This window comes from Parolsenella sp. LCP21S3_E11 (assembly GCF_052118165.1).
Lineage (GTDB): Bacteria > Actinomycetota > Coriobacteriia > Coriobacteriales > Atopobiaceae > Parolsenella.
The window spans coordinates 21,818-41,170 of sequence record NZ_JBQKHS010000004.1 but is presented as its reverse complement, the minus strand read 5'-3'; the positions used below and the strand labels follow the sequence as shown (position 1 = coordinate 41,170).

General features: G+C 63.4%; 16 protein-coding genes. 10 read left to right on the top strand and 6 right to left on the bottom strand.

Annotation, left to right across the window (positions count from 1 at the left end; all coding sequences use genetic code 11):
• Nucleotides 1-8 precede the first annotated feature (8 nt).
• The 4 genes from ACTQ1Z_RS05190 (at nt 9) to ACTQ1Z_RS05175 (ending at nt 7,042) form a co-directional block, all read left to right on the top strand.
• Nucleotides 9-878: a nitroreductase family protein gene (locus ACTQ1Z_RS05190; protein ID WP_441859290.1), complete on the top strand. Its 870-nt coding sequence runs from the start codon at nt 9-11 to the stop codon at nt 876-878.
• Between the two features lie 87 nt (nt 879-965).
• The gene (gene feoB / locus ACTQ1Z_RS05185; RefSeq protein ID WP_441859287.1) at nt 966-3,329 is read left to right on the top strand and encodes a ferrous iron transport protein B; all 2,364 of its coding nucleotides are present in this window, start codon (nt 966-968) and stop codon (nt 3,327-3,329) included.
• A 231-nt stretch (nt 3,330-3,560) separates the two neighbouring features.
• Complete coding sequence (locus tag ACTQ1Z_RS05180) at nt 3,561-4,343, top strand: DUF134 domain-containing protein (RefSeq protein ID WP_320679877.1); 783 nt, start codon at nt 3,561-3,563, stop codon at nt 4,341-4,343.
• 200 nt (nt 4,344-4,543) lie between these two features.
• On the top strand, nt 4,544-7,042 hold the full coding sequence (locus ACTQ1Z_RS05175) for an excinuclease ABC subunit UvrA (protein WP_441859285.1): 2,499 nt from the start codon (nt 4,544-4,546) through the stop codon (nt 7,040-7,042).
• An 84-nt stretch (nt 7,043-7,126) separates the two neighbouring features.
• On the opposite strand, the gene ACTQ1Z_RS05170 is transcribed toward ACTQ1Z_RS05175, so the two are convergent.
• Both ACTQ1Z_RS05170 and ACTQ1Z_RS05165 read right to left on the bottom strand, forming a co-directional pair.
• A complete protein-coding gene (locus tag ACTQ1Z_RS05170) occupies nt 7,127-8,494 on the bottom strand; it encodes an MFS transporter (RefSeq protein WP_441859282.1) in 1,368 nt (455 codons plus the stop codon).
• Between the two features lie 16 nt (nt 8,495-8,510).
• Nucleotides 8,511-9,683 carry a metallophosphoesterase family protein gene (locus ACTQ1Z_RS05165; protein ID WP_441859279.1) on the bottom strand — a complete coding sequence of 391 codons (1,173 nt, stop codon included), beginning with the start codon at nt 9,681-9,683 and terminating at the stop codon, nt 8,511-8,513.
• Between the two features lie 486 nt (nt 9,684-10,169).
• Here ACTQ1Z_RS05165 and ACTQ1Z_RS05160 point away from each other — a divergent pair, with 486 nt between their 5' ends.
• A complete protein-coding gene (locus ACTQ1Z_RS05160) occupies nt 10,170-10,925 on the top strand; it encodes an EFR1 family ferrodoxin (RefSeq protein WP_441859277.1) in 756 nt (251 codons plus the stop codon).
• A gap of 97 nt (nt 10,926-11,022) precedes the next feature.
• Here ACTQ1Z_RS05160 and ACTQ1Z_RS05155 read toward each other — a convergent pair whose 3' ends face one another.
• Complete coding sequence (locus ACTQ1Z_RS05155; RefSeq protein WP_320679883.1) at nt 11,023-11,268, bottom strand: glutaredoxin family protein; 246 nt, start codon at nt 11,266-11,268, stop codon at nt 11,023-11,025.
• A 216-nt stretch (nt 11,269-11,484) separates the two neighbouring features.
• Here ACTQ1Z_RS05155 and ACTQ1Z_RS05150 point away from each other — a divergent pair, with 216 nt between their 5' ends.
• The 4 genes from ACTQ1Z_RS05150 (at nt 11,485) to ACTQ1Z_RS05135 (ending at nt 15,068) form a co-directional block, all read left to right on the top strand.
• Nucleotides 11,485-12,675, top strand: a complete 1,191-nt coding sequence (locus ACTQ1Z_RS05150; RefSeq protein WP_441859273.1) for an iron-containing alcohol dehydrogenase — start codon at nt 11,485-11,487, stop codon at nt 12,673-12,675.
• Nucleotides 12,676-12,855: 180 nt separating this feature from the next.
• Nucleotides 12,856-13,803, top strand: a complete 948-nt coding sequence (locus ACTQ1Z_RS05145; RefSeq protein ID WP_441859271.1) for a tRNA dihydrouridine synthase — start codon at nt 12,856-12,858, stop codon at nt 13,801-13,803.
• Nucleotides 13,804-13,915: 112 nt separating this feature from the next.
• Nucleotides 13,916-14,485 (top strand): TetR/AcrR family transcriptional regulator, encoded by a 570-nt coding sequence (locus tag ACTQ1Z_RS05140; protein ID WP_441859268.1) that lies wholly within the window; start codon nt 13,916-13,918, stop codon nt 14,483-14,485.
• Between the two features lie 106 nt (nt 14,486-14,591).
• On the top strand, nt 14,592-15,068 hold the full coding sequence (locus ACTQ1Z_RS05135) for an HsmA family protein (protein WP_441859265.1): 477 nt from the start codon (nt 14,592-14,594) through the stop codon (nt 15,066-15,068).
• Between the two features lie 24 nt (nt 15,069-15,092).
• Here ACTQ1Z_RS05135 and ACTQ1Z_RS05130 read toward each other — a convergent pair whose 3' ends face one another.
• The 3 genes from ACTQ1Z_RS05130 to ACTQ1Z_RS05120 all read right to left on the bottom strand — a co-directional run bounded on the left by ACTQ1Z_RS05130 (nt 15,093) and on the right by ACTQ1Z_RS05120 (nt 18,549).
• A complete protein-coding gene (locus tag ACTQ1Z_RS05130) occupies nt 15,093-15,719 on the bottom strand; it encodes a flavodoxin family protein (RefSeq protein WP_320679891.1) in 627 nt (208 codons plus the stop codon).
• Nucleotides 15,720-15,885: 166 nt separating this feature from the next.
• Nucleotides 15,886-17,259, bottom strand: a complete 1,374-nt coding sequence (gene brnQ, locus ACTQ1Z_RS05125) for a branched-chain amino acid transport system II carrier protein (protein ID WP_441859262.1) — start codon at nt 17,257-17,259, stop codon at nt 15,886-15,888.
• Between the two features lie 174 nt (nt 17,260-17,433).
• On the bottom strand, nt 17,434-18,549 hold the full coding sequence (locus ACTQ1Z_RS05120) for a DUF389 domain-containing protein (RefSeq protein ID WP_320679717.1): 1,116 nt from the start codon (nt 18,547-18,549) through the stop codon (nt 17,434-17,436).
• Nucleotides 18,550-18,755: 206 nt separating this feature from the next.
• Here ACTQ1Z_RS05120 and ACTQ1Z_RS05115 point away from each other — a divergent pair, with 206 nt between their 5' ends.
• Nucleotides 18,756-19,241, top strand: a complete 486-nt coding sequence (locus ACTQ1Z_RS05115; RefSeq protein WP_320679715.1) for a GNAT family N-acetyltransferase — start codon at nt 18,756-18,758, stop codon at nt 19,239-19,241.
• The last annotated feature ends 112 nt before the right edge of the window (nt 19,242-19,353 follow it).

The following is a 19,353-nucleotide window of genomic DNA, read 5'->3' as shown; positions in this document are numbered from 1 at the left end:
AATGCGTGATGGCTATGGACGACAGTGCTGCTGCGACGTCGAGTGGGGCGATGGACATCGGTGGTATGCCGGTGGGTAACGACGAGGCGCCTGTATCGGGGAATCCCGTGCTCGCTGCGATCGAGCGGCGTTCGTCCACGCGTTCGTTCGCCAAGGACGCCGAGGGTCGCGCCATTCCCGTGACGGACGAGCAGAGGCTTGCCGTGCTGCATGCCGCGAGCCGCGCGCCCTCCGCCGGTGCCATGATGATGTACTCGATCATCGACGTCCGCGAGCAGGCGACGCTCGACAGCCTCTGCGTGCTGTGCGACGGCCAGCCCATGATTTCGCATGCTCCGTGGGCGCTCTTGTTCGTTGCCGACTACGTCAAGTGGATCGACCTGTTCGAACACGTGGGCTGCTTCACGGATGAATTCGCGGAGCGTACGGGCAAGGCGCCGCGTCGCGAGCCGGGCCTTGGCGAGTTGGGACTCGCGCTACAGGACACCGCGTGCGCCGCGCAGAACGCCGTGATCGCTGCCGAGGCCGTGGGTCTCGGTAGCTGCTACGTTGGCGACATCCTCGAGCACGCGGAGGAGGTCTCTGAGCTCCTTGGCCTGCCGCCGCACACACTTCCCCTTAGCATGCTCATCCTGGGAACTCCCGCCAAGGAGCGCCCCGCCATTGGACATCCGGTGAAGAACCTCGTGATGAGAGAGCGCTATCACCGGGCGACTCCGGAGGAGATGGACGCGCAGGTCGCGGAGATGGACGCGATGTTCCGCCCGCATGCAACGGAGGCAGGAGAGCGCGTCTGTGACATCTACACGCGTAAGCACACGAGCGGTTTCATGGCCGAGATGGGTCGCTCGATGGGGGAGTGGCTCCGCCGCTGGTAGGCATGGCGGCGAGGGAGGCGACTCTGTCGCCGCCCGTGGTTAGGCGGACCTTGCTCGCGCTATCATGCTGTGCCGGGAGGCTGGAAGATGAAACTCGATGAGCTTGAAATTGGCAAGGACGCGGTGATCGCGTCGGTGTCTGCGGATGACGCGGCGCTCCGCCAGCATATCCTCGATATGGGCCTTACGCCCGGTACCGAGGTCACGATGATGAAGTATGCCCCCATGGGCGACCCCATGGAGATTCGCCTGCGCGGCTATGAGCTCACGCTTCGCCGTGACACCGCCGCGAGGATTGAGCTCGTTGGCGTGCATGATACGGACACCGCTCCGCGCGTCGCTCCCAAGACGGGTGCTACGGCTCACCCGGCATTGGGTGAGGGGGTGCATCCCCGCAGCGCGACCAAGGCGGTGCCGGAGGGCGAGCCCCTCACCTTCGCGCTCGCCGGCAACCAGAACTGCGGCAAGACCACGCTCTTCAACCGTCTGACCGGCTCGAACCAACACGTCGGCAACTTCCCCGGCGTGACGGTAGACCGCAAGGACGGACAGATTCGCAACCACCCCGAGGCAACGGTCACAGACCTTCCGGGCATCTACTCGCTCTCGCCCTACACGGGCGAGGAGGTCGTGAGCCGCCAGTTCATCATCGACGCCAACCCCGACGCCGTGATCGACATCGTCGATGCCACGAACATCGAGCGCAACCTCTATCTGACGCTCCAGCTCATGGAGCTCGACCGTCCCATGGTCATCGCGCTCAACATGATGGACGAGGTCACTGCCAACGGCGGCACCATCGACGTGAACCTGCTCGAGAGCCTGCTCGGTGTGCCCGTGGTTCCCATCTCTGCCGCCAAGAACGAGGGTATCGACGAGCTCGTGGAGCATGCGATGCACGTCGCGCGCTATGGCGAGCGCCCCGGCCGCGTCGACTTCTGCTCGAGCTCCGAGGACGCGCCCGACCACGGCGCGCTCCACCGCTGCATCCACGGCATCGCCAAGTTGATCGAGGACCACGCGCGTGCCGCGTCGATTCCCGTTCGCTTTGCGGCAACCAAGCTTGTCGAGGGGGACGAGCTCGTAATCAAGGCCCTTGGCCTTGACGAGAACGAGCTGCAGGGTATCGGACACGTCATTCGCCAGATGGAGGAGGAGTCCGGCACGGATCGCTTCTCCGCCCTTGCGGACATGCGCTTTACCTTCATCGAGAGCGTGTGCAGCGCCTGCGTGGTCAAGCCGCGGGAGAGTCGCGAGCACAAGCGTTCCGTGGCAATCGATCGTGTACTCACGGGTCGTTATACCGCGGTTCCCGCGTTTCTCGCCATCATGGCGCTCGTGTTTTGGCTCACGTTTGGCGTGGTCGGCGCGGCGCTGCAGGGTTTGCTCGAGAACCTCGTCGACGCGTGTATCGAGGCCGCGGACGTGGCGCTTGCGGCATTTGGCACGAATGAGGTCGTCCGTTCGATGGTGGTCGATGGCGTGCTCACGGGTGTTGGTAGCGTGATCTCCTTCCTGCCCATCATCGTGGTTCTGTTCCTCCTGCTCTCGATCCTCGAGGACTCGGGCTATATGGCACGCGTGGCCTTCGTTATGGATAAGTTCCTGCGTCGCTTTGGCCTTTCCGGGCGCAGCTTCGTGCCGATGCTCGTGGGCTTTGGCTGCAGCGTCCCGGCGATCATGTCCACGCGCACCCTTCCGTCCGAGCACGACCGCAAGATGACGGTCATGCTCACGCCCTTCATGAGCTGCTCAGCAAAGTTGCCGGTCTACGGCCTGCTTTGCGCGGCGTTCTTCCCCAATGCGACGGTCGCCGCGATGGTCGCGCTCTATGTGCTGGGCGTCATCGTTGGAATGGTCGTTGCGGTGATCCTCAACCACACCGCGTTCAAAGGCGAGCCCGTCCCCTTTATCATGGAGCTTCCCAACTATCGTCTCCCCAGCGTCAAGACGACGTTCATGCTCGCATGGGATAAGGCGAAGGGCTTTATCACCAAGGCGTTCACCATCATCTTTGCGGCGTCTGTCGTGATTTGGTTCCTCCAGACGTTCGACATTCGCTTCAACGTGGTTACGGACCAGTCGCACAGCATGCTTGCCAAGCTGGGCGGCCTGATCGCACCCGCGCTCGCCCCGCTTGGGTTTGGCGACTGGCGCGTCTCCACGGCGCTCGTCTGCGGCCTCATCGCCAAGGAGAGCGTGATCTCGACGCTGACGGTGCTACTTGGCTCGACTTCGGTCGCGACACTGTCCGAGCTGTTCACACCGGCGACCGCCTTTGTGTTCCTCGTCTTCACGCTGCTCTATCCGCCGTGCGTGGCGGCCATTGGCACCGTTCGCTCCGAGCTCGGAGGGCGCTCCGCCGCTGCGGTCTTCACCCTGCAGGTGACGGTTGCCTGGCTGGTGGCGTTCTTGTTCCATATGGTGTTTATGCTGCTGGGGCTTGCGTAGGCACACGGGGCGCGCGGCGGGCCCGCTCCGTGGGGTTGTCCGTGGACGATTCAGTGCGGCGGCCCACCGCGCGGTACGACAACCCCGCGGCGGCAGCCCGCGCGACACGACAGTCCCGCGGCAGCAGTCCGCGCGTCCTGCTATTTCTGACGTATGCCAGAAATAGCTTGCAATCTAGCTTTGTGGGCGTAATGTATTTCCTGACATATGTCAGGAATGGAGCTGGAGCATATGGCAGGACGTCATCAGAAGGTCAGGAGTGTTGGGATCGAACCCGAGTACCTCGGCTTCTCTCCCGACGGCCTGGCGAGCGGTGATGACCTCACGTTGACCGTCGATGAGCTTGAAGTTCTTCGTCTCGTTGATCTTGAGCGCCTGAGTCAGGCGGAGGCTGCGCAGCGCATGGGCGTTGCCCGCGCCACGATCGCCGCCATCTGCGAGCGCGCTCGCGCGAAGACCGCGGACGCCCTGGTCAATGGTCGCCGCCTCGTTATCGCGGGCGGCAACGTCGCCTATGCGTCAGCTTCTTGCAATGACGCCGAGCCTTGGCCGGCAAAGGGAGAGGGCATCATGAGGATTGCGGTCACGTACGATAACGGCAACGTCTTCCAGCACTTTGGCAAGACCCAGCAGTTCAAGATCTATGACGTGGAGGAGGGCAAGGTCGTCTCCGCGGAGGTCGTGAGCTCCAACGGCGCCGGGCACGGTGCCCTCGCGGGTGTCTTGGCGGAGGGCGGCGTCGACACGCTCATCTGCGGAGGCATCGGCGGCGGCGCTATCAACGCATTGAACCAGGCTGGGATCACCATCTATGCCGGTGGCTCCGGCGACTGTGACGCGCTCGTCGAGGCGTTCCTCGCCGGCGAGGTCGAGCAGGTCGAGGGTGCCACCTGCGATTGTCACGGCCATGGCCACGACGAGGGTCACGAGCATGGCCACGAGGGCTGCGGCTGCGGTGGCCACGGTGCCGGTCACGGCGAGGGCCACGAGGGCTGCGGCTGCGGCTGCCACTAAAGTCGCTGCCGCTGCTATGGGGCTGCGGCTGCCACCAGGCGGTGCGGCCGCCACGAGGCCTGCTGTCACTGCCGCCAGCAGGGCGGCGAACATGATTTCCGGATTTGATGATGCGGGGTGTGGGGAGGCAGCTTCCCGCACCCCGCTCTCCTGAGTGGGGGACAATAGCAACCGTTGGCAATGCCGTCTGAGGGGGCAGCGTGACCCAGATCGACCACATCGAGGTGCGGGGTGCCCGCGTCCATAACCTGAAGAACGTCGACGTCGACATCCCGCTGGGCGAGCTCGTGGGCATCGCGGGCGTATCGGGTTCCGGCAAAAGCTCACTGGCGCTCGGCGTTCTCTATGCCGAGGGCTCGCGACGCTACCTCGAGGCGCTCTCGACCTACACGCGCCGGCGTATCTCGCAGGCGGGCAAGGCGAGCGTCGATGACGTGCGCTATGTGCCCGCGGCGCTCGCCCTCCATCAGCGACCTGCCGTACCTGGGGTTCGTTCGACGTTTGGTACGTCAAGCGAGCTGCTCAACAGCCTGCGCCTGCTCTTCTCGCGCGTGGGAAGCCACGCATGTCCGCACTGCGGCGCCCATGTGCCGCCGTCGCTCAACGTCGCGGCTGAGCTACCCCTCGTCTGTCCCGAGTGTGGCGAGAGCTTCTTCGGCCCGGGTGCGGAGGACCTCGCGTTCAACAGCGGCGGAGCCTGCCCCGCCTGCAGCGGCACGGGCATCGTGCGCACCGTCAACCGCGCAGCGCTCGTCCCGGACGAGTCCAAGACCATCGACGAAGGTGCCGTGGTGGTGTGGGGTAGCCTCATGTGGGATCTCATGAAGCAGGTATGCGGCGCTATGGGCGTGCGCACGGACGTACCGTTCTGCGAGCTTACGCCCGCGGAGCGCGAGATGGTCTTCGACGGCCCTGCCGAGAAGCGCCACATCCTCTATAAGTCCAAGAAGACTGACGACTTCGCCGAGCTTGACTTCACCTACTACAACGCCGTGCGCACGGTCGAGAACTCCCTTGCCAAGGCCAAGGACGAGAAGGGCCTCAGGCGCGTCGAGAAGTACCTCGTGGAGGCGCCCTGTCCGGAGTGCGGAGGAACGCGCCTGTCCGCCGCGGCGCGCGGGCCCCTCGTGCGTGGCATCAACCTCGCCGAGGCCACGCGCATGACGCTCGCGGAGCTCGACGAGTGGGTGGCGGGCGTTCCGGAGAGCCTTCCCGCCGAGATGCGCCCGATGTCGGCATCTATCTGCGATTCGTTCAAAAGCACGGCACGCCGCCTGCTCGAGCTCGGCCTCGGCTACCTCTCGCTCGACCGCGCGGGCTCGACGCTCTCCACCGGCGAGCGCCAGCGCGTGCAGCTCGCGCGATCCGTGCGCAACCGCACCACGGGCGTGCTCTACGTGATGGACGAGCCCTCGATCGGCCTGCATCCCGCGAACGTCGATGGCCTTCTCGGCGTCATGCGCGACCTCATCGCCGACGGCAACTCCGTCGTGATGGTCGACCACGACACGAGGATCCTCGCCGCGGCGGACCATATCATCGAGATGGGTCCCGAGGCAGGCGCAGGTGGCGGGCGCGTGGTGGCGCAGGGAAGCGTGGCCGAGGTGGCCCGCGACCCGAGGTCGCTCATAGGACCATACCTCGTGGGCGGGAAGCGCGTTGCGGCGAGGTGTCAGGCAAGCGCGAACACCATGTTTGACCTGGGTCGCATTCACCTTGAGTCAACCGGTCTCCATACGGTGAGGCCCTTCTCGGTGGACGTTCCGCGCGGGCGTCTCGTCGCCGTGACGGGCGTGTCGGGCTCCGGCAAGACTACGCTCGTGCTCGAGACGCTCATACCGGCGCTCGCGGCGGCCGCGGCAGGAGAGACGCTTCCCGCCCACGTGATGACGCTCGATGCCGAGGGGATCCGCCGGGCGAACCTCATCGACGCCACACCGATTGGCGTCAACGTGCGCTCGACGGTGGCCACGTACTGCGGCGTGCTCGATGATCTGCGCCGTGCCTACGCGCGCACGGACGCAGCGCGCGAGCTCGGCCTCAAGGCTGGCGACTTCTCGTACAACACGGGCAGCCTCCGCTGCCCTACCTGCGACGGCACGGGCCAGATCTCTCTTGACGTGCAGTTCTTGCCGGACGTGGACATCGCCTGCCCGGATTGCCGTGGCCGCAGGTATGGCGACCGCGCTGCCGGTATTCGCAGGGCGGAGAGGGGCGTCGTCGGTGCTGGTCTCAGCCTGCCGGAACTCCTCGCGCTCTCCGTGGACGAGGCCCTGCCGCACGTTGCGGACATCAAGCGCGCCCACGAGAAGCTCCAGACCCTCCATGACCTGGGGCTGGGTTATCTCACGCTTGGCGAGGCGACGCCCGCGCTCTCTGGCGGAGAGGCCCAGCGCCTTAAGCTCGCGAGCGAGATGGGCCGTGGCCAGGAGGATGCCGTCTTCGTGTTTGACGAGCCCACGATCGGCCTGCACCCGTGCGACGTCGAGGTCCTTCTCGGCGTGTTCCAGCGCCTGGTGGAGCAGGACGCCACGGTCGTCGTCATTGAGCATGACCTGGACTTTATTGCCAATGCGGACTATGTGATAGACATGGGACCTGGAGGGGGCGAGCAGGGCGGCCGTATCGTCGCTTGCGGCACGCCTAGTGAGGTAGCGGCGAATCCGGCTAGTGTCACCGGACGATATCTGCGAGCGTAGGTAAAAAACGGGGCGCCACCCGCCGTTGGGTGACGTCCCGAATCTGTTTGACCCATGGGAGAGTCTTTGGCTGCCGAGCGGTCGCTACTCGCCCTTCTCGGTGTGCTCGGCCTCCCAGCTCGCCTGGCGCTCGCGGACGTCGCCCATGGTGAGCGTGTCGCCGTGGCGTACGAACAGCACGGGGATGATCGCGAGTGCGGCAAAAGTGGCGCCGTAGAGGTAGAGCTGCGCGTAACCCACGAACTGCATGACGGCGCCAGAGAGGATCGGCGTGATGACCTGGGCGGCCGTGCTCGCGGTGTAGTAGTAGCCTGTGTACCTGCCGGTGGTCTGCGTGCTCGCAAGCTCGACGATCATCGGGTAGATGGTCAGCGAGACGGTTGCGGTGCCGATGCCAAAGAGGATCGTCCAGAGGTAGACGATGGGCGAGAAGGTCGTGCTGAGCGAGATCAGCACGCAACCGAGGACCATGAAGACGAGGCCGATGTAGGTCGTGCGCTTGCGGCCGATGTGGCAGGCGACCGAGGCCATCGGCATGTAGGCAACGAGGGCAGCAAGGGTCGCCGCCGTCTGGACCATGGCGTAGCTGCCGCCCTGCATGCCCCAGACCGCGTCGGCGTAGCGAGAGAAGCCGCTGGAGATGGCGTTCTGCGACATGAAGTAGAGGAAGACGCAGACGAGCACGCAGAGAAGAGACCTGCGAATCGCCGGATTGGTCTCGCGCTCCTTGCCGCCTTCGTCGGACGCGTCAATCTCCTCCTCGGGAATGCCCAGCTCAGCGCTTTCGCGGTGCATGGCCGCGACCTCCTTGGGCTCGTTGAAACAGACGACGAAGATGATGGTTGTCAGGATAACCATGCCGGAGATGACGAAGTAGACGGGGCGATAGTCCGGGTTGTCAACGGCGGGAACCAGCACCGAGATTGCCACGAGGATGAACACGCCGCCGACTGCCGCCATGAGGGAGTTGAACGCGTCGGCCTTGCTGCGGACGGGGCGCGGCGTGACGTCGGGCATGAGGGCGACGGAGGGTGCGCGGTAGGTGGAGAGCGCGAGCAGCGTCAGCACGAGGACCGCCATGAACAACGGCAGGTTCTTCCAGGTGTTGGCGATGGCGATCATCGGGATGAGAAGCGCCGCGATGAGCGAGCCGACCACGATGAAGGGCGTCCTGCGTCCCCACTTGGTGTCGAGCTTGTCAGACAGGTAGCCGGTCAGCGGCAGCATGAACAGCGCGAGGATGTTGTCGAGCGCCATGAAGAAGCCCGTTGCGGTGTCGCCAAGGCCAAACGTGTTCTTGAGCATCAGCGGGATGAGACCGTCGTAGGCCTGCCAGAAGGTGAGGGCGCCCATGAAGGGGAGCGTCACGAGGATGGTGCGTCTCCAGTCGAGGCTGGTCAGGCTGCGCGTCTTCTTGGCGCGCGACGCCTTGGTCTGAACTGCTTCCTGCATGTTTGTCTCCTGTTGGCTAGCGTCGTTTGGTGATTGAGTGGATGAGGCGGCACGCGAGGGCCGTGGTGACGGCCACGCACGCAATCAGTGCGGGCGTGCGGAAGGCCTCTCGAGCCTCCTCGGCGGTGACGGGTGTCGTCGAGGAGATCTTGTCGCGAAGCGGGTGAGGAGCCTCGGCGCTCACGAGCGTGCGGTAGTCGAGCAGGTGAGTCTCGAAGGAGGCTGGGTCATTTTCGGAGAAGGTGAAAACGCGGGCTGCGCGCTCGACCGAGGGGCCGTAGCTTCCGAAGCCCGCCGTTGGGGCATAGCCAAGGCGCATGCCTCTATAGCGTGCGACCAGCGTGTTTTTGTGGTCGTGGCCGAAGAAGACGCCGAGGAAGCTGCCCTGCTTGGAGAGGGCCTCGAACTCGCCGGAGTCTGTGTCCGGGCAGCAGACGGGCTCGCGAAGCGTGCCGGACTCAAGGTAATTCTCGGCACAGACGAGCTTCAGGTGTGGGGTGTAGTGGGTCCTGTAGCCAGGGATGCCCTTCTCGTCCGTGCGGGCCGGGCGGAGGCACTCGTAGACCTGGGGGAGCGGGATGTGTTGGAAGAGAATGCCGGGTACGGGGTGGTCCTTCTCCGCGGCCAGGCGGTCTGCGGTGCCAGTGAGCCAGTCGAGCGTCTCTGTCGGGAAGGCCTCGTAGCCGCCGCCGATGTCACCTGCGCCGGAATCCGCGAGCCAGATGGCGAGACGGGCGTCGGCGCTCTCGTTCGAGGCGAGGATGGGAAGGCAGAGCGTGCCGGGACAAAGCTCGGCCCACGCATTTGCGTTGAGGCAACCGGGTTGGGTGTGATAGAACGCCTCCTGCGCGGCGTTGTCGAGACCACACTGGCGATCGTGGTTGCCGTAGGTGACGATGAAGGGAATGCCGCGGGAGACCATGGGCGCGCACACCTGCTCGATGGTGCGCTGCGTGAGGGACTCGACCTCCCGCGGAGACATGTGGCGGAATGCGGGAGCGTAGCCCTTGACCTGGTCACCGGTCAGGACGACGAAATCGGGTCGCTCTGCGTCAAGCGCGGCTGCCATCAGCGCGAGTGAGTCTGGGCTTACGGGTGCCACGTCCTGGATGTCGGCAAATTGCATGACGCGAAAGGTGCCGTCGGGACGAAAGTGCGGCAGGTTGTTCTTATCGCCAGCAAGAGGCATGTATCCCACCTGTTTATCTCGGGTATTGCCTGGTAGTGCGCACTGATGGAACACAATGATGCACGCGGCGTTTATGGTCTGTGAAACGCGTGCGACAGGGTTATGTAAGGAGTGCGCCGTATCGGCCGTTGACGTTATCCACATGTGGCTGCAAGGTGCGTGCAGCTATGCCCATCGTGGCATAATCTCGGGAGAAAAAGCCCAGCTAAGGGGAAGCATCACATGTTCTTCCCCCGCCGTTCAGCATCGGGAAAACGAACACCCCGCGCAGAACAAACCTGCAAAAGGGACAGTCCCTTTTTCAGGCGGCGGAGTTGACAAAGGGACAGTCCCTTAGTTGACAAAGGGACAGTCCCTTTGTCAACTTTTGCTGATGGAGGCGGGGCGAGGAGGCCGCACGAAGGCCTCGCGAGGGGCAGCGCGAAGACATCGCGTGGCGCCGCGCGAAGGCCTCGCGAAATCGATCGCATGGCGCGAGGGGGACGTATGATTTTGTATTTCAGTGCGACGGGGAATAGCCGCCATGTCGCGGAGGCCATCGCCACACGCGTTGGCGACAGGGCCGTCTCGATTGAGTCGTATAAGGACGAACAGCACCCTTGCATTGCTGTTGACGATGGTGGTTACCTCGGGTTTATTTGCCCAACCTATTGCTGGGGCATGCCTTCGCCCGCGGTTGACTTCCTGGCGCGCGCGAGCTTCGACGTGCCTGCAAGCGCCTACGTCTTCACCGCCACGACGTTTGGCACGACCTCGGGTCAGGCCACGCGCTTTGCGGCAGACCTGTTGCGCGAGAAGGGCGTTGATGTTGGGGCGCAATTTGGCGTTCAGATGCCGGACACGTGGACGCCGATGTTTGACCTGACAGACGGCGCTCGGGTTGCCGCGGTCAATGCCCGTGCGGACGAGTGGATCGACAAGTGCGTCGATATGGTGGCTGGTCGCATCAAGGGTAGCCACGGGCTTCGCGCGGTGCCCACCTTTGCCGCGAGGCTCTACTACCGCTTCGGCCTTCCAGCCTGCGAGGACACGAGCAGGTTCACCGTTGACGCGGAGGCGTGCATGGGCTGCGGCCTGTGCGCGAGGCGTTGTCCCACGGATGCGATCCAGATGCGTGGCGGCAGGCCCGTATGGGTGAAGCCGTCATGTGCCGCCTGCTTGCGTTGCCTACACAGCTGCCCCAAGTTTGCCATCCAGCGCGGCCATAAAACGCGAGCTCACGGCCAGTATCGTCACCCGTAGAGTTGACAAAGGGACTGTCCCTTTGTCAACTCCCGCTGGCCTGACCGCCGGGCAACCTGAAAAAGGGACAGTCCCTTTTTCAGGTGCGCCGTGCTCGCTAGAGGGCGTTGTCGCGAAGCCACTCGATGATGTCGCCGGATTCGTAGAGCGGCTTGCCATCAATGAAGAGACAGGGGACTTGACGCTTTCCGCCGACGGTGACCAGCGTCTCCGCGGCGCTTTCATCGGCCACGATGTCTCGCAGCGGTATGGTGATGTTGTTCTCGCTCATGAAGTTCATGACCTTGATGCAGTAGGGGCAAGTGGGCTTCATGAAGAGCTCGAGCTCGTGGGTCATGTTCATGGTGCTCCAATCATTGGGTTGAGACGGGAAGCCTACAGCTGATTATTCCCGCATCGCGGGCCATCGTGTCGGGCGTTGACCGAAGCGGTGCACTGTGCCGTCCCCTCCCGAGCCGTTCCCCTATGTCCCTTCCACGCCATCGCGTACCCGCCATGCGAAGCGGGATAATCAACCATGAGAGTTATCCAGATTGCCCCAGAGAGAAGGAGCGTCGCCATGCTTGGAGACTTCACCTACTACAATCCCACCAAGCTCATCTTTGGCAAGGATGCCATGACCGCCCTGGCCGCAGAGCTCGAGAAGTACGGCAAGACCGTCCAGCTCGTCTACGGCGGCGGCTCCATCAAGAAGAACGGCATATATGACCAGGTCATCGCCGCACTCGAGGCGGCGGGCAAGACCGTCGTCGAGGATGCCGGCGTCATGCCCAATCCCACGGCCCAGAGGCTTCGCGAGGGCGCGCGCATCGCTCGCGAGAACGACGTCGACTTCATACTTGCGGTGGGTGGCGGCTCGTGCATCGATTACTCGAAGGCGGTCGCCGTCTCTAAGAACCTGCCCGAGGGCGAGGATCCCTGGGATGTCTACTACGCTCGCTCCGAGGAGCCCTCGCCGGATATGGACGTCGTGCCCGTGGCCTCCGTCCTCACCATGGTGGGCACCGGATCCGAGATGAATTGCGGATCGGTCATCACCAACCGCGAGTGCGGCATGAAGATCGGCCACGTCTACTCGGATGACCGCGTCTGGCCGCGCTTTGCCGTGCTGAACCCGGAGTTCACCTACAGCCTGCCGCGCTACCAGATGGTTGCCGGCATCTTCGACATCATGAGCCACATCTGCGAACAGTACTTCTCCGGCACGGATGACAACACGAGCGATTACCTGTCCGAGGGCCTCATGCGCAGCCTCATTGTTTCGAGCCGCGCGGCCGTGGCAAATCCCGAGGATTACGAGGCTCGCTCGAACATCATGTGGACGGCGACCTGGGCGCTCAACAGCCTCGTGGCTCGCGGCAAGACCGAGGACTGGGAGGTCCACATGATCGGTCACGCCGTGGGAGCCGTGACGGATGCCACCCATGGCATGGCCCTCGCTGCGGTGGCGCTGCCGTACTATCGCCTGATCATGCCTTATGGCCTCGAGAAGTTCGCGCGCTTTGCCGTCAACGTGTGGGGTGTCGATGCGTCCGGCAAGACGACGGAGGAGCTCGCCTCAGCCGGTCTTGCCGCCATGGAGGCCTGGATGCGCGAGATCGGCTGCGTCATGAACATCGCCGAGCTGGGCGCCAACGAGTCCAACCTCGATGCCATCGCCGACGCGACGTTCTTCATGGAGGGCGGCTATCACGTTCTCAATCGTGACGAGGTCCTCGACATCCTCCGCGCGAGCCTTGCCGCAAAGTAGCGAAAGCGGGCGGCGTGACGTCGCCGTTGTCCGCTGCGCCGCCAAACCTGCAAAAGGGACAGTCCCTTTTGCAGGTTCGTCGCCCGTCCGAGAGTTGACAAAGGGACTGTCCCTTTGTCAACCCTGTCGCGCATATAATGGGGCGTTCGTGACTAGGCTGCAACGGAGACGAGGATCAACGTGATTTTGTCGCTGGCACCCATGGAAGGCGTGACGGGATACGCGTTTCGCAAGGCGTACGCCGAGTGCTTTGGCGAGCTTGACCGCTACTACACGCCCTTCCTCGTTCCTCCCAGGCTCGACTTCCCGTTCGCCAACCGTTACGCCAAGGAACTCTGTCAGGAGGGTGACGAGGCCCTTGACGTGGTGCCCCAGCTCCTGACCAAGAACGCCGATGAGTTCGTTTGGGCGACGAAGCTTCTGTCGGAGATGGGCTATGCCGAGGTCAACCTCAATGTCGGATGTCCGTCGGGAACCGTGGCCAACAAGGGTCGTGGCGCGGGTTTTCTGCGTGATCTCACCGCCCTCGAGGCGTTTCTCCAGGATGTCTGCGTGAGGTCCGCGCTTCCCGTCTCCGTCAAGACGAGGATCGGCTTTGCCAACGACAACGAGTTCGAGGAGATTCTCGAGACGTACTGTCGCTGTCCCATTGCGGAACTCATCGTCCACCCGCGTGTACGGGCGGACTTCTACGATGGCACTCCGCGTAGGAAAGCCTATGGCGAGGCGCTGGCGAAGGCGCCGTTTCCCGTTGCCTACAACGGAGACATTTTCAGCGTCGCAGACGTTGAGAGCTTGGTTGCCGCCTATCCAGAGACGCGCCACGTGATGCTCGGCAGGGGAGTCGTGGGCAATCCCGCTCTCCCGCGCATGATCAAGGGCGGCCCCGCAGCCACGGCCGATGAGCTCGAGCGCTTCCATGACGTGCTCTTTCACACGTATGAGGAGCGGATTGGCGGCAACGCGGTGTTCCGCATGAAGGAGTGGTGGTCCTACGCCAAGGAGCTCTTCGTCAGCCCCATCTCCGTGCAGCGCTCGGTGAGAAAGCTGAAGCGTGTTGACGAGTACGAGGCTGCGGTGAGCAAGATCTTCCGCACGGAGGAACTCGTAACGGATAGGATTGGCTAGCAGGACGCTGATGCGGGGAGAGTCGGCGGAGGCGTCGGCACGACGAGTTGATTGGTTTGTCAGGTCGTGTTCGAGCTGGTAACGGGTCTGTCTGACGGAGCGGAGGAGTCACATGACCTCGAACGTCATCTCTCGAGAAGAGCTTCTTGATGAGGCGTACCGCATCGCTGATACCCAGGGTGTCTCGGCGCTTTCCATTCGCTTCCTCGCCCGGGCGAGCCACGTGAGCGTCGGCACGATTTACAACCACTTCTCGTCAAAGGACGAGCTGACGACGTCAACCATCGAGCTCTACTTCAAGCGTGCCGTCTTTGACGAGTTTTGCACGTTGGATGCCGGCAAGGGCTTCGTCGACTACTGCGAGGACCTCTATGCGTCGCTGACCAAGCTGGTCGAGCGCTTCAGGGAGCGTTGGTTGCGCGGCGTCGTGGTACTTCCCGCTTCCGAGAAAGCCGCCGCCCACCTGCGCGAGCGCGAGATTCTCGACCACGCGCTTCATGGGCTTGCCGAGGTGTTCGCAGCGGATCATGCCATAGTGCCTGATCTGCCCGAGGGCCTCGACGCGATGGCCGTGAGCCGTTTCACGCTCGACAACATGCTCGCCGCGCTTCACGCTGATGCGGAGGGGTGCCCGGTGCTCTTCGGCCTTCTCCGCAGGGCGCTGTATGACGCGGCGGAATGAACAAGACGCGGTGGATGTTCATTTGCGGCGGTCTCACAATCTTTTTTGGCCGGCAGAGAAAGACTCTCACCGGCCAAAAATCGATTATGGGAGGCATTCAAAACTTATGAATCCACTGGTTATGGCGGCATCCACGGCAATCACGCTCGCTCTCGTCTTCTACACCATCGGCGTCTTTGGAGAGGCTCGCGCCGGTTCGCTGCAGAAGAAGCATCTCATCCTGTTTTGGATCGGTCTTGCGTGCGACACGACGGGCACGACCATCATGGCCTCTATCGCGCGTTCCTCGCATGGCGCGGGTTCCCCGCTCCATGCGATTACCGGTGCGCTCGCTATCGTCCTCATGCTCTTCCATGCCGTCTGGGCGACCTTCGTCCTTCTCCGTGGCGACGAGAAGAGCCGTGAGGGCTTCCACAAGCTCAGCGTTGGCGTGTGGCTGATCTGGCTCGTCCCGTATTGCGTTGGTCTGCTGGTCGGCATTCCCGCCGTTCATCTGAGTGATACCGTGACGCTGGTCGTCTCGGTGCTCATACCTGCGGCGATAGCCGTGGCTCTTCGCATGCGTGGCGGCGATCGTGCCTAGGGTGTGCGCTCCTGACGACATGGCCTAACGGATGAAGTTGGTCGCGGGACCACGCTCGGCATCGGGAGCTTCGATGCCAGCTGCCTTGCCCGCTTCTATGCAGCGCAGGATCCAGGCCATGTTGTGGGCGAGGTTGCGCATGGTGCGCAGACCTTCCTCGTCCTGGACGGCCTCACCGGGCGTGCATCCATGGACGTTGTTCCAGTACGTGGAGGCCACGACCGGCATCTGGTTGATGGTGAAGTACTTGCTGAGCACGTCGAACGACGCGGTGGTGCCGCCGCGGCGGGCGATGGCGATGGCGGCTCCGGGCTTGTGGCAGAAGGCGTCCTTGCCCGCATAGAAGGCGCGGTCGAGGGCGCACAGGATGCGGCCCGAGGGATGCGCATAATAGACGGGCGTGCCAAAGACGAAGGCGTCTGACCCCTCGGCCTTCTCGATCAGCTCGTTTACGACGTCGTTATCGAACGCGCAATGATTGTCGAGCTCGGAGCACTTACCACAGGCAATACAGTCGTTGACGGGCTTGGTGCCGAGCCATAGCGTCTCGGTCTCTAGACCCTCTGCCTCGAGCGTGCGCGCGACCTCCGCGAGGGCTGTCGCGGTGTTGCCGTCTTTGCGCGAGCTTCCGTTGACAAGAAGAACCTTCATCTCGAACTCCTCCTAGGAAGTAAACCCTTACGCTGCCATGCTACAGCAGCGGAGCGAGCTCGTCGGCGTTGGCGCCAGCGAGAGCTGATGGTGCCTTGCTCGATGGATCCGGGCTTTGCTTCTTTGGCCGCTTGCAGTAGCGCCCAGGGCTGCGATGCCGCGCCTGCTAGTTCTTCTCGGCTGCCCCGTTTCTAACCATGGAGATGACGATGCCAACGACGGCGGCGCATGCGGCAGGCAGAATCCAGCCGAGTCCGATGTCTGCGAGCGGCAGAGAGTCGAGAACCAGCGGCGCACCCTTGAAGAAGGCGTCGCGGATGGACGTGGCGATGCTCACGACGGTTGTCACGCCGATGGCCCATGGCCAAACGAGTGGGAAGCGATCGCACACGCGGTACGCCATGCCCATGAGGACGAGCAAGATCGAAACGGGATAGAGAGCGTTCAGTAGCGGCACGGAGAACGTCAGGATGGCATCGAGGCCAAAGTTCGAGACGAAGCAGGAGAAGATGGCGAAGCCGGCGGCCCAGATGCGATAGGTCGGGTTAGCCTGCTTTCCATTCTCGTCGACACCGGTGCTCGCGGAGCCAGTGAAGTTCTCGCAGAAATAGGTGCCGCAGCAGCTGATGAGGCCAATGCACACGTTGAGGCAGGCAAGCAGGTAGATGGCAGCGATGATCACGGTGCCGGCAAAGCCAAAGTGCAGCGTGGCAGCGGCGGTGAGGATGACGGCACCGTTGGTGGCGTCAGGCATGACCGAGCCGAAGGTCACGCCCACGAAGGCGAGGCCGCAGTAGACGAGGGCCATGAGCACGCCCGCAACCACGCCGGCGCGGGAGACCTCGCGCATGATGCCGTGCGAATCGGTGACGCCGAGGGCCTGGATGTTCTCGGCGATGATGATGCCGAAGGTGAGGGACGCGAGCAGGTCCATCGTCTGGTAGCCCGCGAGGAAACCCTGGATGGGCGCGACGTTGTCATAGGGCGGCTGCGGCGCCTGGGCGGTGCCGGCCGGGGCGATGAGCGTGGATCCCACGACCATCACGAGTAGGACGATGAGCGCGGGACCGGTGATACGGCCGAGCAGCTTCGTGAGCGCGCCGGGGTGCATGGCGAGTCCGAAGGCGACGGCAAAGAATGCGATGGAGAAGACGAGACGCGTGGTGTCGACGGAGACGCCCTCTGGGATCAGGGGGATAAGCATCTCGAACGCGGTCGAGCTGGTGCGGGGAATGGCCAGGCACGGGCCGATTGAGAGGTAGATCGCGGCGACGAAGACCTTCGAGAAGATGGGGTGGACGCGATTGGCGAGCTCGCGGGCGGTGCCCGCGAGTGCCACGGCTACGATGCCAAGGACGGGCAGGCCGATGCCCGCGATGAGGAATCCGATCATGGCGGGGAAGCAGTTGGTTCCCGCTTTGAGGGCCAGCGGCGAAGGCAGAATGAGGTTGCCAGCGCCGAAGAACATCGAGAAGAGGGTAATGCCCACGGCAAGTGACTGTCGGGGCGTAAGAGCAGTGTTCGTCTGGCTACTATCCATGATGGCTCCAATGAGGCCGACGCTAGAATTGCATTATTTTAGCAAGCGCTTGAATATTCGAGAGCCTGATGCTCAAATTTGGCCAGGCGGCTCTTCTCGGCGGACGGTTGCTCGTTGGTGCGCGTATCTGGGTGGTTGCGGTGAAGCGTGGGGTCGCGGCCCGTCGTGTTCGGGCTACTCCGTCTGCGAGGTGAATTCCACGCGGTCGAGCTGGGGCACGTTGAGGCGGATGAGCCTCTCGGCGGTTTCGCGAGAGCGTTCGTCAAGGGAGTCATCCGTGACTACGTGGGCGACAATCTCACGCGTGACCTGCGAGTTTGCCTCGTCGTTTGAGGAGACGTCTACGCCGACCGAGTAACTCTCGAAGTCCGGGAGAATGGCTTGGAGCTCGCGCGTCGTTTCCATGGCGCCATAGCCGTCCTCGACGCCTTCGTCCGCCGATCCAATCGAGCCCGCCGTGAATATGACGCAGGGGATGGCGAAGATGATGGTGCCCAGGACCACGTAGCGGCGGACCTTGCGCGAGAGGATGTCTGAGAGCCAGGCCTCCTCGGGGTCGACGACGCCGTCGTCGTTGAGGTCGCGATGGAGGGGAACGCGCAGGGCGAGGAGTACGGCCTCGGCCGCCAGCGCGATGAAGACGACGTTGATGCCGAACTCATAGAGCGCCGCGAGGAAGAACGAGACGTCAACCATGGCAATGCCGTAGCCGGCGGCGCAAAGCGGAGGCATGAGAGCCGTTGCCACGGCAACGCCCGAGATGAGGGTCGCAGGCTCCTGGTTTCTCGAGTTGCCGAGGCCACCGGCGAAGCCGCCTGCGAGTGCTACGGCGAGGTCCCAGATGGTGGGTGTCGAGTTGTCGACCAGGGCGGCAGTCGTGGAGGCGATGGGCGAGAGCCTGAAATAGATGGTGGAGGTTACGAGGCAGAGGGCCATCTGCACGGCAAGGCCTGCAACTGCCTCGATTGTGAGGTGGCGGTCAAGCGTGGCGATGCCATAAGCCGTGGCGAGTACGGACCCCATGAGCGGGCAGATGAGCATGGCGCCGACGATGGCGATGTCCGAGTTGGTGTCGAGGCCGATGCAGGCGATCAACATGGCGACGATGAGGATGCAGAGATGCGTGCCATCGAGGCGGGCGCCATTTACGAAGCGCTTGCGAATGACGGCATAGGGCGCACGGCCCTCGCGGATGTTAAACGTTCGCTTGAGGAAGGCGGCGAGGTGGGCGCGGAGCTCGCTGAGAAGCTCGCGGATCTCGTCGCTGCGTGACTGTTGCTCGGGTTCCATGCGTTGCCTCGGTCGAATTCGGGTTCTAAGGGGAAAGCCTCCCATGGGTATTCCCTTGTAAGGGTCACGGTAACGCCGGGCGCAATGGGTGACAAGGTGGCACTTGGCCAGGGCCGTGCTGACGGTGCCTAACTTGTTGGCTATGAACGATCGCCACGTATCGGCTACCATCAGTTCCTAAGTGAATCTGGTTGCTAGGAGGCTTTGTGGGTGGCATAACGATCAGACCCATAACCGCGGATGACGACGAGGCGATGGGCGCCATCGCGCGCGATAACCTCGCGGCGGTCGGGCTCGACATTCCGGGTACCGCCTTCTTTGACCCCGAGATCATGCACCTGAGTGGCTTCTACGACGAAGACCCTACGCGCCGCCGTTACTACGTTGCCGTAGATGACGATGAGCGTGTGCTCGGCGGCTGTGGCCTGGCTGAGTTCTTGCCACTCGAGGGCACGGCTGAGTTGCAGAAGCTTTATCTGGCAGACGAGGCAAAGGGCCATGGTTTGGGTACGCGCCTCGTTGGGCTGGTTGAGGAGGCCGCCCGTGAACTGGGCTACAGGTCTCTGTATCTCGAGACCCATTCGAAGCTTAAGGCGGCGATCAACCTTTACGAGAAGCTTGGCTATTGCGCCATCGATCCGGTCAGTCCTGGGCACGTTGCGATGGACCACTTCTTTATCAAAGACCTGTAGCTGCGGGTTTGGTTGGCAGCCACGCGCAGTTGTCCGCCAGCTCCGAGTCGCGCCGTCATGCTGGTGCGCAAACACCGTGCCCCCGAATCGTCCTGTCGTCGTGCTGATGCGC

Coding starts and splice junctions, on each gene's coding strand:
- ACTQ1Z_RS05190 (WP_441859290.1), top strand. CDS start 9: ATGGCTATGGACGACAGTGCTGCTGCGACGTCGAGTGGGGCGATGGAC.
- feoB (WP_441859287.1), top strand. CDS start 966: ATGAAACTCGATGAGCTTGAAATTGGCAAGGACGCGGTGATCGCGTCG.
- ACTQ1Z_RS05180 (WP_320679877.1), top strand. CDS start 3,561: ATGGCAGGACGTCATCAGAAGGTCAGGAGTGTTGGGATCGAACCCGAG.
- ACTQ1Z_RS05170 (WP_441859282.1), bottom strand. CDS start 8,494: ATGCAGGAAGCAGTTCAGACCAAGGCGTCGCGCGCCAAGAAGACGCGC.
- ACTQ1Z_RS05165 (WP_441859279.1), bottom strand. CDS start 9,683: ATGCCTCTTGCTGGCGATAAGAACAACCTGCCGCACTTTCGTCCCGAC.
- ACTQ1Z_RS05160 (WP_441859277.1), top strand. CDS start 10,170: ATGATTTTGTATTTCAGTGCGACGGGGAATAGCCGCCATGTCGCGGAG.
- ACTQ1Z_RS05155 (WP_320679883.1), bottom strand. CDS start 11,268: ATGAACATGACCCACGAGCTCGAGCTCTTCATGAAGCCCACTTGCCCC.
- ACTQ1Z_RS05150 (WP_441859273.1), top strand. CDS start 11,485: ATGCTTGGAGACTTCACCTACTACAATCCCACCAAGCTCATCTTTGGC.
- ACTQ1Z_RS05140 (WP_441859268.1), top strand. CDS start 13,916: ATGACCTCGAACGTCATCTCTCGAGAAGAGCTTCTTGATGAGGCGTAC.
- ACTQ1Z_RS05135 (WP_441859265.1), top strand. CDS start 14,592: ATGAATCCACTGGTTATGGCGGCATCCACGGCAATCACGCTCGCTCTC.
- ACTQ1Z_RS05130 (WP_320679891.1), bottom strand. CDS start 15,719: ATGAAGGTTCTTCTTGTCAACGGAAGCTCGCGCAAAGACGGCAACACC.
- brnQ (WP_441859262.1), bottom strand. CDS start 17,259: ATGGATAGTAGCCAGACGAACACTGCTCTTACGCCCCGACAGTCACTT.
- ACTQ1Z_RS05120 (WP_320679717.1), bottom strand. CDS start 18,549: ATGGAACCCGAGCAACAGTCACGCAGCGACGAGATCCGCGAGCTTCTC.